The 11,740-nt window shown below is 57.2% G+C and carries 12 protein-coding genes; 8 read left to right on the forward strand and 4 right to left on the reverse strand.

Features of this window, described 5'->3' with window-relative positions:
* Window positions 1–39: 39 nt before the first annotated feature.
* Entirely contained in the window at window positions 40–429 is a 390-nt protein-coding gene (locus AC559G_RS17640) for a tautomerase family protein (RefSeq protein ID WP_438598513.1), read from the reverse strand.
* Between the two features lie 107 nt (window positions 430–536).
* On the opposite strand from AC559G_RS17640, the gene AC559G_RS17645 reads away from it, so the two are divergent.
* The 8 genes from AC559G_RS17645 to AC559G_RS17680 all read left to right on the forward strand — a co-directional run bounded on the left by AC559G_RS17645 (window position 537) and on the right by AC559G_RS17680 (window position 9,317).
* A complete protein-coding gene (locus AC559G_RS17645) occupies window positions 537–1,484 on the forward strand; it encodes a LysR family transcriptional regulator (protein WP_498913516.1) in 948 nt (315 codons plus the stop codon).
* Between the two features lie 394 nt (window positions 1,485–1,878).
* Complete coding sequence (locus AC559G_RS17650; protein WP_498913518.1) at window positions 1,879–3,294, forward strand: amidase; 1,416 nt, start codon at window positions 1,879–1,881, stop codon at window positions 3,292–3,294.
* Between the two features lie 29 nt (window positions 3,295–3,323).
* On the forward strand, window positions 3,324–4,121 hold the full coding sequence (locus AC559G_RS17655) for a DeoR/GlpR family DNA-binding transcription regulator (RefSeq protein ID WP_498913520.1): 798 nt from the start codon (window positions 3,324–3,326) through the stop codon (window positions 4,119–4,121).
* Window positions 4,060–5,370, forward strand: a complete 1,311-nt coding sequence (locus tag AC559G_RS17660) for a Zn-dependent hydrolase (RefSeq protein ID WP_498913522.1) — start codon at window positions 4,060–4,062, stop codon at window positions 5,368–5,370. Before AC559G_RS17655 ends, AC559G_RS17660 begins: the two co-directional genes overlap by 62 nt.
* Window positions 5,364–6,305 (forward strand): phosphotransferase, encoded by a 942-nt coding sequence (locus tag AC559G_RS17665; RefSeq protein ID WP_498913524.1) that lies wholly within the window; start codon window positions 5,364–5,366, stop codon window positions 6,303–6,305. Before AC559G_RS17660 ends, AC559G_RS17665 begins: the two co-directional genes overlap by 7 nt.
* A 1-nt stretch (window position 6,306) precedes the next feature.
* On the forward strand, window positions 6,307–7,248 hold the full coding sequence (locus tag AC559G_RS17670; protein WP_438597217.1) for a phosphotransferase: 942 nt from the start codon (window positions 6,307–6,309) through the stop codon (window positions 7,246–7,248).
* 276 nt (window positions 7,249–7,524) lie between these two features.
* Window positions 7,525–7,794 (forward strand): hypothetical protein, encoded by a 270-nt coding sequence (locus tag AC559G_RS17675; protein ID WP_438597218.1) that lies wholly within the window; start codon window positions 7,525–7,527, stop codon window positions 7,792–7,794.
* The gene (locus tag AC559G_RS17680) at window positions 7,791–9,317 is read left to right on the forward strand and encodes a sodium:solute symporter family protein (RefSeq protein WP_498913526.1); all 1,527 of its coding nucleotides are present in this window, start codon (window positions 7,791–7,793) and stop codon (window positions 9,315–9,317) included. Before AC559G_RS17675 ends, AC559G_RS17680 begins: the two co-directional genes overlap by 4 nt.
* A 42-nt stretch (window positions 9,318–9,359) precedes the next feature.
* Here AC559G_RS17680 and AC559G_RS17685 read toward each other — a convergent pair whose 3' ends face one another.
* The 3 genes from AC559G_RS17685 to AC559G_RS17695 are packed head-to-tail and all read right to left on the reverse strand — an operon-like array spanning window position 9,360 to window position 11,739.
* Complete coding sequence (locus AC559G_RS17685; RefSeq protein WP_498913527.1) at window positions 9,360–10,205, reverse strand: ABC transporter substrate-binding protein; 846 nt, start codon at window positions 10,203–10,205, stop codon at window positions 9,360–9,362.
* Between the two features lie 34 nt (window positions 10,206–10,239).
* Entirely contained in the window at window positions 10,240–10,977 is a 738-nt protein-coding gene (locus AC559G_RS17690; protein WP_438596569.1) for an amino acid ABC transporter ATP-binding protein, read from the reverse strand.
* A gap of 18 nt (window positions 10,978–10,995) precedes the next feature.
* Window positions 10,996–11,739, reverse strand: a complete 744-nt coding sequence (locus tag AC559G_RS17695; protein WP_279022822.1) for an amino acid ABC transporter permease — start codon at window positions 11,737–11,739, stop codon at window positions 10,996–10,998.
* Window position 11,740: the final 1 nt, after the last annotated feature.

The raw sequence follows: 11,740 nt of genomic DNA on the forward strand, positions 1-11,740 counted from the left end.
GTTATTACCGGGTGGCGGTGCCGTGGCACCGCCACGGGTTCACAGTTCACCCGTCATATATTGGGCAACGCCGTTGCCGAAACTCCAGTCCCCCTTGGTGTTGGTGATAATCGACACCATCAGATCGCCGCCTTTTATGCCACAGCTGTCATGCAGTTCACGGGCCAGTTCGGCGTAGAACGCCTGTTTCTGCGCTTCACTGCGCGGGCTGGTAAATACCCTGACCACCACCAGATCGCGCGTGCGCTGTAACGGCAACCCCGTGTCTTCAATCACCATATGATGGGCCTTATTTTCGTGAACAATCTGATAGCGATCGCGTTCGGGCACTTCGAATGCGCTCAGCACGGCGCGATGAGCGGCATCCAGCAACGTTTTCAACTGCTGTTCACTTCGGCCTTCAATCACATCAAAGATTAACAATGGCATTTTTCATTTCCTTTTTGGTGGCGAATACCGGGCCATATTAAGCTGGCGTTTAGTGCAAAAAAAGCGCTATCATTTGAATTCATTGTTTATAAATCTGAACAATCAATATGAATGAAAGCGCCGAAGCGCTCTGGACGCACCTGCACTGGCTGACGGTGCTGGCGGAACAGGGCAGTTACACCCGTGCCGCGCAGCGGTTGAAAGTGAGCAAAGCGGCGGTCAGCCAAAAAATCAAGGAACTGGAAACCCAGGCCGGGGTTCCCCTGGTGCAGCGGACCACCCGCAGCGTGCGCTTAACCGAAGCCGGTGCGAACCTGGTGGCGGCGCTGCGCGAGCCTTTTGCGCAGATCAAACAGAGTTTTGTCGGTCTGTGCGATTCCAGCGGGCCGCTGCGTGGCATGGTGAGGATGACCGCACCGGTCGCCTTTGCTTGCCAACACCTGGTGCCGCATATTACCGCGTTTTTGCACGCCAATCCGGAAGTGCGCATTCAGCTTGATGTGTCCAACCATCTGGCTTCGCTGGCCACCGAAGGGTTTGATATGGCCATCCGCCACAGCGACGCCATGCCGGAAACCCATGTGGCCTGGCGCTTATGCGCTACCCACACCGTGATGGTGGCCGCCCCAGTGTATGTTCGCCAGTACGGCATGCCGCAAACGCCAGATGAACTGAAACAACACCAATGCTTGTGCTACCCACGCGGGGGCGAACAGCCGGTATGGGCGTTTGTTCGCCGCCAGGCGGCAGAAAGCCCACGCCTGAATGTGGCGGTTAACGGGGTATTTATCACCAACAACAGTGAAGCGATCCGCGATGCCGCCGCCAGCGGTTTAGGTATCGCATTACTGCCAGACTTTACGGCCCAGCAAGCGCTTGCCGACGGGCGGCTCGTGGAACTGCTGCCGGATTGGCAACCGGTCGGGATCTTTGCCGAGAGCCTGTACGTAGTTCGCCCCTATACGCCGCAGGTCTCGCGGGCGGTGGCGGAGTTCAGCCGCTATTTGAAAGCCGCCTTCGCACAAGGTTTTGCCCCCGCCGGCGCGGCAATATAAGCCAATACACACACAAAATCGGAAACGGTGGAAAAATAGCCAGACAATATACTTATCGCAACCGGGCCCGATTGCGCGCGCCGGAGCGCGTTTTTGCGCCAGTGGCCGGCAAGACAAACAGGGCGTGCTAATCAAAAAGAACCAATGAAGTCACCAGCCCCTGTCTTAAGCCAGTAGGCATTATTTAATTTGTGGTAAATTATCAGCATAAAATACTGTTGATACAGCCATCGTTTGTTCTTATCACTCCTCCAATACAAACCAACAAATCACACATAAACAACAAAACCCACGCTTGACCTTGCTGGCTAATAATTCCACTATCAGATCGTTTTTTGATTATCTATTGAGCGATTGCAGAGGTGATATGGGCCAGGGAAATAGCAGATTCACTATGCCAAACGTGATCGAGGCCGCCACGGCGATCCGTCAGGGCAACCTTAGCCCAACGGCGTTGGTCAGCGCATGTTTGCAAGCGATAAAAAGCCACAATCCCATATTTAATGCCTTTGGCGATGTCTATGAAGAGGCCAGTCTGGCACAGGCGGAAATTCTGTCAAAAGAGGCTCGGGTTGGCATATTTCGCGGCCCATTGCACGGCGTGCCGTTCGGCATTAAAGATTTGTTTTCTACCGAGGGATTACGCACCACCAAAGGATCGCTCACGGCGCTGGAAACGGTGCCCACGGCCGATGCACCCATTATTCAGCGCCTGAAAGCCGCGGGGGCGATAATCATCGGTAAAACGGCGACCACCGAATTCGGCTGGAGCGGGGCCAGCGTTTCGCGCGTGTTTGGGCCAGGGCGCAACCCGTGGGATCCTTCATTGAGCAGCGGCGGTTCCAGTTCCGGCTCGGCCATCAGTGTAGCAGCCAGATTGGTGCCGGGGGCGTTGGGTTCGGACGGCGGTGGCTCAGTGCGCATCCCAGGGTCATTCTGCGGCATTTTTGCTTTAAAAGGCACATTGGGGCGGATCCCAACCTGGCCGTGGTCCGCCACCGAAATGCTTAGCCACGCCGGCCCGTTGACCCGCACCGTACGCGATAGCGCGCTGCTGTTTGATTTGCTCTCCGGCCCCGATGCGCGCGATCACCAGGCGTTGCCCAACGAGGAGGGCAGTTATCTGGCCCTGTGCGATCGCCCGCTGCGGCCATTGCGTGTGGCCTACTGCCCAACGCTGTTTGATACCCCGGTGGATGATGAGATTGCCCTGGCCGTGGATCACGCGGTCGGCCGGATGGCGGCCGACCTACCGTTGCAGGTTGAACGCCGCCGCCTTGACTGGCCAAGCCCGCTGCAAGTGTTTGAAACCCTGTGGGCCGGCGGGCGGGGTATTGCCTATGGCAACGCGCTGAAAAACCAGCTTGAGCTTTTGGATCCCGGTTTTGCCGAACTGATAAAAAAAGCGCAGAGCATAGATTTGGCGGCCTATCTGCAGGCGGTGAAACAACGGGCGATTTTCGCCGGCGCGGTGCACAGCCTGTTTAACGACGTGGACCTGCTGATTACGCCCACGCTGCCGGTGTTGCCGTTCAATGCCGAGTGCACCGGGCCAGAAGCCTTTGAGGGCGGCGATAGCGCCGTGCCCTGGGCGCAATGGACCCCATTCACCTGGCCGTTTAACCTTTCAGGCAACCCGGCGGCCAACGTTCCCTGTGGCTTTAGCCGTCAGGGCTTGCCGATCGGCCTGCAGGTGGTTGGCCCACGCTTCGCCGATGGTGAGGTTTTACAGTTCTGCGCGGCCCTGGAAGCGATGATGCCGTGGGAACAGCATTTGCCGCCGGCCGTGGCCGATGGCGCGATATACTGAACACCCTCTCTACAGCACGGAAGACAGCGATGATAAACCAGCCCCGGCAGGATGAAATTAAGCGGTTACTGAACAGTGATAAACGCGTGCGGGTGAGTGAGTTGGCCAGCAGTTTTATGGTCTCGGAAGAAACCATACGCCGCGATTTGAAATATCTGGAAGAGCAAGGCGTGTTACGCAGAGTGCATGGTGGCGCCATATTGCCGGTGCCCAGTGAAGAGCAGCCGCTGCAGATCCGCAGCCGCATCAAGCCTCGCGCCAAGGCACGCATCGCTGCACTCGCCTGCGATCTGATTGAAGAGGGCATGGCGTTGTTTCTTGATACCGGCACCTCAACGCTGGCCCTGGCGCAGCAGCTTCAGCGCTTTAGCCGCCTGAAGGTCATCACCAATTCGTTGGACATCGCCGCACTGTTAACACAGCAAAGCGATAACCAAGTGACGTTAACACCGGGCCTGGTGCGGCGAAACGACAACGCGCTGATTGGCCCGCATACGCTGGAGTTTGCGCAACAGTTTCATTACGACGTCGCCTTCATGGGTATTGGCGCCATTGATCTGCAACTGGGGTTTATGGATTACGAAGAACCCGAGGCGTTGTTACGGCGCGTGTTGTGCCGGCACTGTCGGCACAGCGTGATTCTTGCCGATGAAAGTAAGTTTGGTCAGCGGACGTTTATCAATACGTTGCCGTTTCATGCGGTAAACAGCGTGATCACCAACGTGTTGCCGCATGAGAGTTACGTGGCAAGTTTGGAGGAACAGCATGTCAGCATCCTTTACCCCGGCACCACCGCGGGCGAGCCAACAGGATCTCGCCACCTTTGACGCCCTGTTCAGGGCGTGTGCGCGCATCGGCGCCACGCCGTCCGGCGGCGTACATCGTCTGGCGGCAACTGCCGCCGACGGTGCGGTGCGCGACCGATTTTGCGCCTGGCTGCGCGCGGAGCAGTTTGAGGTGCGGATCGATCCGGTGGGCAATATCTTTGGGCTGATGACGTTGGTTCCAGGCGCGCCCTATGTGCTGTGTGGCTCCCACCTGGACAGCCAGCCCAACGCCGGCCGCTTTGATGGCGCGTACGGCGTTACCGCCGGGGCGGTGGCGGTTGCCAGTTTGGCACGGCAGTTGCGCGCACGTAATGAGCCGCCGATGTTTAACCTGGCTGTCGTGAACTGGACCAACGAAGAAGGCGCCCGCTTTCAACCCAGCCTCATGGGGAGTGCCGTTTTTACCGGCGCGATGCCGCTGGAACAGGCATGGACGAGCCAAGATGCCGAAGGCATCACGCTTAAACAGGCGTTACAGCAGATCGGCTATGTGGGTGAGGCTATGGAAGCACTGCCGGTGGCCGCCTATATCGAATTGCATGTGGAGCAGGGGCCACATTTGGAACAGCATGGCAGCAAGATTGGCGTGGTGGAGGAAACCTGGGCGGCGCTGAAATGGCAAGTGCATTTCCAGGGGGAGCAGAACCATACCGGGCCATCCCTGATGGCCGTGCGGCGCGATGCGCTACTGGCCGCAGCGCAAACCATTATCGCTGTGCGAGCACAGGCGGATAAGCACAATCTGAAGATGCACAGCTCGGTCGGCCGCCTGGAGATCAGCCCCAACTCCCCCAATGTGGTGGCGGCCGAAGCCCGCTTACACATTGAGTTTCGCTCTGCCGATGAACAGCTACTGCACGAAACCGGCGAAGCGTTCCAATCGCTGTTGCAGCAGATCGCCACGACTACCGGCACCACCGTCAGTATCGATAGCGCCCAGTTCCGGCCTCGCCGGCAGTTGGCCGCGCCGCTAGCAGCGCTGGCCTGGCAAAGCTGCAATTTGCTGGATATCGCCGCGCTGAAAACGCGCAGCGTCGCCGGGCATGATGCCATCAGCATGAGCTATCACTGCCCAAGCAGCCTATTGTTTATTCCCAGCGCCAATGGCCTGTCGCATAACGAAGCCGAATTCACCACCGATGAAGATATGCACCATGGGGTTGCCGTGTTGGTGCTGTTTCTGTATCTGATCAGCACGCAACCCGAGGCCTGGCGTAAAGAGATGACCGCGGAGGAACAAGCATGTTAACGCGACTACGCGCTGCATTGCAGGCCGCTGGATTGCAGGCCGCTGGGTTGGATAATCCAGAGATTACCGCCGGCACCGAAGGCGTGGCATCGCCCCATCGGTTGGCCGTCGAGTGGGCGGGCTACAAGGTAGAACACGACGGCGCCCATTACTATGCCAAAGTGTTGTACGACGATCAGCGTGAACTGATTGACGTGGCGCACTGTGCGGCAGTGTGCCAATCTGCCGCGCAAACCGGTGTGGCGCCGCAGCTCTGCTATGCCGATACCACACAGGGCGTCATGATCTTTGAAGCGCTGCCGGAGGGATGGCGCTGGGCCAGGACTGACGATCTGATCGCACCGCAACAGCTCCGCCGCCTGTGGCAAACCAAGAGCCGGTTGCACCAGGGGCAACTGCCCGTCGGGGGCAAAAGCCGTTTCGCCATGCTTGCCCACCTACGGCAACTGTGCGAACGCGACGGCGCCCCACTGCCTGATGACGCCGTCTGGCTGGATCAGTGCGCGGAAATGGCAACGCACGCGCTGCAACAGCATGCTGCTGAACCGGTATTCATCCATGGCGACGGCATCGCCAGCAACGTGATGCTGGGGCCGGGCGGTGAGCTCAAGCTGGTTGATTTTGACTACGGCGGCATTGGCGATCGCTTGTATGACATGGCGATTCTGCTCAACGAACTGTTCCCGTTTGAGCGCGAATGGCGCGAACAAATCAGCCATTGGCATGGCGCGTGCAGCGAAGCGGATTACGCCCGCTGCCGTTTATATGCCTTTATCGATGACTGGTACTGGACGCTGTGGGGATTTTGGCTTGGGCATACGTCCCCGCGCCCGCTGGAGTTCACCAAGCTGGGGCAGTGGACGTTGCTGCGTTGCCACCTGTGTGTGCGAGATCCCCGCTTTGAAAGTTGGTTGCGGAATGTGAATGGGGGCTAACATGGCAATGAAAAGAGTGGGGGAAGCACAAAGCCAGCAGGAAGTGTTGCTGGAGCAGGCCATTGCCGCGATGCGCGATTGGCAAACTGAAGTCGTTTACTACCGCCCGGTCACCGGGGGGATTTCCAACGCCAACTGGAAAGTACAGGTAGACGGGAGTGAGCGGGCTTTCTTCATCAAAATCCCCGGGCAAGGCACCGAGATGTTCATCAATCGTGAAACGGCGCATGAAGCCAGCTTGAAAGCCGCCGCAACCGGCTACGGTGCGCCGGTGGTGGCTTTTCTGCCGGAACTGGGGGTGGAAGTTTTTGAGTTTATGGAAGGCTGGCGTGCGTCGGTGAACCAGGACTTTCAACGCGAGGCGGTTCGCCATAATGCGTTGATGGCGTTAAAAACGTTTAACGACCAACCGCCGCTAAAACAGACCAAAACTGTCTTTGATATGTTAGACGAGCACCAACGGCAGGTGCAGGATCTGGCCGGCCGGTTTGCGCCGGATCAGCCATGGCTCCTGTTACAGTGCCAGCGAGCGCAACAGGCGCTGCAGGCGGCAGGTATCGATCTGGCCCCCTGTATGAACGATACGCTGGCCGGTAACTTTATGCTTGATAGCCACGATAACATTCGGTTGGTTGATTTTGAATATGCATCGAATAACGATCGCTGTTATGAACTGGCGCTCTGGTTTGGCGAAATGTTCTTCACGCCGGAAATTGAGCTGGATTTGCTGGAGGACTATTTCGGCAAGGTCAATAACCAGATATTTGCCCGGGTACAAATTCATAAATTCCTGGCGGATATGAAATGGTCAACCTGGGCAATTGTGCAGCATAACATTGCCGATATTGACTTTGATTTTTCAAAATATAGCGCATGGAAACAAATGCGCGCCCGTAGCGTATTGAATCATCCAGATTGGGAAAACTGGCTGCGTGCACTTTAACGCCTCTTACCTGAGCCAGTGACCTGCGTACCAACACAATAATAATGCTGAAACAGCAAGCCAGTACCTGTCGGCTTTCACCCCAAAGCGGCGGTTCAGGCTGGGCCACCGTTACGCCACAGGATAAGAAGCGGCGGGTATCTTACCGATTGACGTAATCATCCAGGGGGATATTGCCGAATGTCAGTTCATAGCGTCGCCGTAGCGATAACGACAGCGATCCGTTTTATGGAGCGACAGCGGAAATATCTTTTGTTTATAGAGGGGGGAGTAAATATGAATACGACCACTTTACAGCAAAGTCATCGCATCTTGTTCAGCATCAAAAACGTGTTATTCGGCTGCTATCTTGCCGCACTGTTAATTATGGCGCTGTTTCCACCGTTATATTTAAGCGTCAGCGGCAGTTCGATGATTATTTTAGGCATCCCACTTCCTATTTTTTATTGGCTAGCCATCGCAATTTTATTGAGCCTTGGCCTATGGGTTATCTACATGGCTGAATGTGCACTGGGTGAAATACCGCCCGAAGGGGAAGAGCAATGAACATCAGTACGGCAGAACCGCAATATGGGATAACGTTCGGCATGATAGGGCTATTTCTTGCCGTGATGATTATCGTGTTGTACGCCACCAACCGCAAAAGTACCAGCTTTGCTGATTACGCCGTCGGTGGCCGCGCCTACGGCCCATGGTATATCGCCATGAGTTACACCAACTCCTGGTGGCCGGGCGCCACCTTTACCGCCTTCTTCGCACTATCGGTAGGCGGTGTGCTGGGGTTTTACGGCGTGGTGTATTCCACGCTGGGCGTGACCGCCATGTACCTGATGGCCAACCGCGCCTGGAAGTGGGGGCAGCATTTCAACCTGACCACGCAGCCGGATCTGTTGGGCATGCGTTTCAACAGCCCGGCAGTGAAGCGGGTGGCGTCGATCATCGGCATTATCTCGGTATTCCCTTGGGTAATCATGGGCATTCAGGCGTTGGCAGTGCTGGTTGAGTTTGCCAGCTTCGGCCGCTGGAGCGTCACTACCTGCCTGATTGTCGGGGTGCTGACGATTTTGATTCGCCAGTACTGGACGGTGAGTATGGGGATGCGCGGGCTGATCATGACGGATATGTACCAGGGAACCATTGCCTATGGCCTGGGGGCGCTGATCTGCGTGATCCTGATGTTTACCACGGAACCCGGCTACAACCAGCTTTCGGCGTTGCCGAAAGAGATGCTGATGGTGCCGGGCGCCGATAGTTCAAGCTACGGCCCGTGGTATATGTTCAGCCTGATATTCACCGGTGTGATCGGCTCTATGTGTTGGCCGATGAGCTTCCAGCGCATCTACACGGCAAGCGGCATACGCTCGGTGAAAAAGGGCACTTTGCTGACGATTGTGCTGGTCGGGGGCTTTTATGCCTTACTGATGCTGTTCGCCACGTCCGTCAGCCAGGATCCGGCCGTGCAGGCCAAGCCGCAAAACGGCTTTTTCACCGCGCTCTATAATCACGGCGGTGCCTGGCTATTGGCATTGGCGCTGGTGATTGTTTTTGCGGCCAGTATTGGCCACGTTGACGGCTGCGTACAAGTGTGCGGTACTCAGTTCGCCAACGATCTGGCCACCTGGAACACTCCACGCACGGACAGGCAACTGACGGTACTGGCTAAGTCCGGCATGGTGGTGTTTATCATCGCGGCGGCGCTGCTGGCTTATTTAACCTTCAACTACTCACGGCTGCAACTGCTGGCGCAAATCTCCTATCAGGGGATTATTCAGTTGGCGGTCCCGCTGTTTTTCGGCATTTTCAGCCGCTTTGGCAATAAGCAGGGGGCGCTGGGCGGGATGCTGACTGGGATTGCGATCGCCATCGTGCTGACGGTGTTTTTCCCGGACGACATCCCGGCGTTGGGATCGTTAACCAGTGGCATCGTCGGCCTGGTAGGCAACGTACTGGTGTTTGTTGGCTGCGGTATCTGGGTGAAGACGGATGCGCAAGAGCGCGCGCGGGTGGATGCGCTGTTCGAGCTGGCCGCGGTGCGGCGCAAACCGTTAGGCAGGGCGGTCATCAACTGATCCTGGGGCATGGGTGGCGGGCAACGCCACCCATGATCGTTGTTATTCCAACGGTACAAACTTCAGGCTGCTGAGCGGCTGAACCTTCTCTTCGCGCACCATTTTGTAATCGGTGTTCGGGCCGATCCAGTGGTTCCAGATCTGGTCGATCTCGCCGGCGTCGTCCATGGCTTTCAGGCTGCTGTTTACCTTCTCCAGCAGCGCCGGTTCCCCTTGTTTCAGCCCAATGGCAATGGGCTCCAACGCCATCGGTTCTTTGATGATCGCCAAATTGACGCCGTCTTTCTGCGCCTGCATCACCAGTTTGGCGGCGGTCATATTGTTGGTGACGAACCCCACCGATTTGTTCTGCTGCAGCGCCAGGTAGGCGGATGCAGTGTCCTGGAACGTCACCGGCTTGGCATCGGCCAGGCGGATGGACTGTTCCGAGGTGGAGCCTTTGGTGGAGCTGATACGTTTGCCTTTGAAATCCGCCCGGGTTTTGTCGGCGTTGGCGCTTTTCACCACCAGGACTTCCTTCGCAACGTAGTACGGATCGCTGAACTGAATTTGCGCCGCGCGGGTTTTGGTATACGCCAGGTTAGCGATCAGCACATCTACCCGGCCGGTGGTGAGCACGGCAATGCGCGCTTCAACGGAAACCGGCATCAGGTTGAGCTTCAGGCCCATCTGTTTTGCCAGCGCATTGCACAGATCCACATCCATGCCGGCCAACTGGCGGGTTTTAGGATCGGGCGACGAAAAGGGCGGCACGTCGGAATAAACCCCGCAGTTGAGCACCCCGCGGCCTTGAATATCCGCCAACATATCCGCCCAGGATGGAAACGCGCCCAGCAGTAACGAACCGGTCAGCACGGCTAAACTCAATTTATTCAGTTTTTTCATCATCAGTAGCTCCAGTAGCTAAATACAGGCGGCATCATCAGTGCTGGCGCAGATCGGCCAGAAAACGCTGTGCCCGGGGGTGTTGCGGCCGGGTGAAGAATTGCTCCGGCGGCGCCTGTTCCAGGATCTTGCCGGCGTCCATGAACCAAATGGTATCGGCCACTTCACGGGCAAAATTCATTTCGTGGGTAACGCACATCATGGTCATGCCTTCCTGCGCCAGATCGCGCATGACGTTCAGCACTTCGCCCACCATTTCCGGATCCAGCGCGCTGGTGGGCTCATCAAACAGCATCACCGGCGGTTTCATCGCCAGCGCCCGCGCAATGGCGACGCGCTGCTGTTGGCCGCCGGAGAGCTGGGCGGGGTAGGCATCGGCCTTGTGCGCCAGGCCGACGCGCTCCAGCAACGCCATCGCCTGCTTGCGCACTTCTGCACGGCGCAGCCCCAGCACTTTTACCGGCGACAGCATGATGTTTTCCAGCACCGTGATGTGCGGAAACAGGTTGAAGCTTTGGAACACAAACCCGATGCGAGTGCGCAACTGGTTCAGGCGGGTGCTGGAACCGTGAATATCGTGGCCGTCGAACAGGATCTGGCCTTTCTCGATCGGCTCCAGGCGATTAACGGTGCGGATCAGCGTGGATTTACCGGAGCCGGAAGGCCCGCAAACCACCACCACTTCGCCGCTCTTGATTTCTGCGCTGAGATCGGTGAGCGCCTGGTAATCGCCGTACCATTTATTGACCTGGTTAAACATAATCATCGGAATCATAGAGATATTCCTTTTATATTAAGATGTTGAGGACAACAGGGCGGCTTTGGCCGCGCCAGCAGGCGCCGAATTCAGACGTTTACGGGCAATACGCTGCTCCAGGCGGTTCGCCAGCCAGGTCAGGCTAAAGCAAATGACGTAGTAGCTGAGCGCCACGATGGCAAATACCTCGAAGGGCTTAGTCAGCAGCTGGTTATTGACCTGGTTGGCGGCGAACGTCAGTTCCTGCACGTTGATGACGTAGCCCAGGGTACTGTCCTTGATGATGGACACCAGTTGGCTGATCAGGCTGGGCAGCATGTTGTACAACGCCTGTGGCAACAGGATCAGGCGAAAAGCCTTGAGATAGCTCATGCCCATGGCGCGCGCTGCTTCATACTGGCCGGAAGGAAGCGCCTGGATGCCGGCGCGGACGATTTCGGCGATATAGGCGCTTTCATAAACCACCAGGGTGCACAGCATGGTGGCGAAACCATCAATGTTGTGGCCCAGCAGCAGCGGCACGCAGAAATAAGTCCAGAACACCACCATCATCAGCGGGATGCCGCGCAGCACATACACCCAGGCGGTGGCCGGGTAGCGCAGCCAACGGAAAGGGGAAATGCGCGCCATGCCCAACAGCACGCCGATCGGAAAGGAAAATAGCATCGCGAGCAGCGACAGCAGCAGGGTGCAGACGATGCCGCCCAGCGGGCCGTTCGGGTACTGGCCGATTAGGAACAGCATCCAGTTTTGATGAATAATCGAGAAGAAATCCAGCATG

The organism is Gibbsiella greigii (genome assembly GCF_039540155.1).
GTDB classification, from domain to species: Bacteria; Pseudomonadota; Gammaproteobacteria; order Enterobacterales; family Enterobacteriaceae; genus Gibbsiella; species Gibbsiella quercinecans.

Coding starts and splice junctions, on each gene's coding strand:
- AC559G_RS17640 (WP_438598513.1), bottom strand. CDS start 429: ATGCCATTGTTAATCTTTGATGTGATTGAAGGCCGAAGTGAACAGCAG.
- AC559G_RS17645 (WP_498913516.1), top strand. CDS start 537: ATGAATGAAAGCGCCGAAGCGCTCTGGACGCACCTGCACTGGCTGACG.
- AC559G_RS17650 (WP_498913518.1), top strand. CDS start 1,879: ATGCCAAACGTGATCGAGGCCGCCACGGCGATCCGTCAGGGCAACCTT.
- AC559G_RS17655 (WP_498913520.1), top strand. CDS start 3,324: ATGATAAACCAGCCCCGGCAGGATGAAATTAAGCGGTTACTGAACAGT.
- AC559G_RS17660 (WP_498913522.1), top strand. CDS start 4,060: ATGTCAGCATCCTTTACCCCGGCACCACCGCGGGCGAGCCAACAGGAT.
- AC559G_RS17665 (WP_498913524.1), top strand. CDS start 5,364: ATGTTAACGCGACTACGCGCTGCATTGCAGGCCGCTGGATTGCAGGCC.
- AC559G_RS17670 (WP_438597217.1), top strand. CDS start 6,307: ATGGCAATGAAAAGAGTGGGGGAAGCACAAAGCCAGCAGGAAGTGTTG.
- AC559G_RS17675 (WP_438597218.1), top strand. CDS start 7,525: ATGAATACGACCACTTTACAGCAAAGTCATCGCATCTTGTTCAGCATC.
- AC559G_RS17680 (WP_498913526.1), top strand. CDS start 7,791: ATGAACATCAGTACGGCAGAACCGCAATATGGGATAACGTTCGGCATG.
- AC559G_RS17685 (WP_498913527.1), bottom strand. CDS start 10,205: ATGATGAAAAAACTGAATAAATTGAGTTTAGCCGTGCTGACCGGTTCG.
- AC559G_RS17690 (WP_438596569.1), bottom strand. CDS start 10,977: ATGATTCCGATGATTATGTTTAACCAGGTCAATAAATGGTACGGCGAT.
- AC559G_RS17695 (WP_279022822.1), bottom strand. CDS start 11,739: ATGCTGGATTTCTTCTCGATTATTCATCAAAACTGGATGCTGTTCCTA.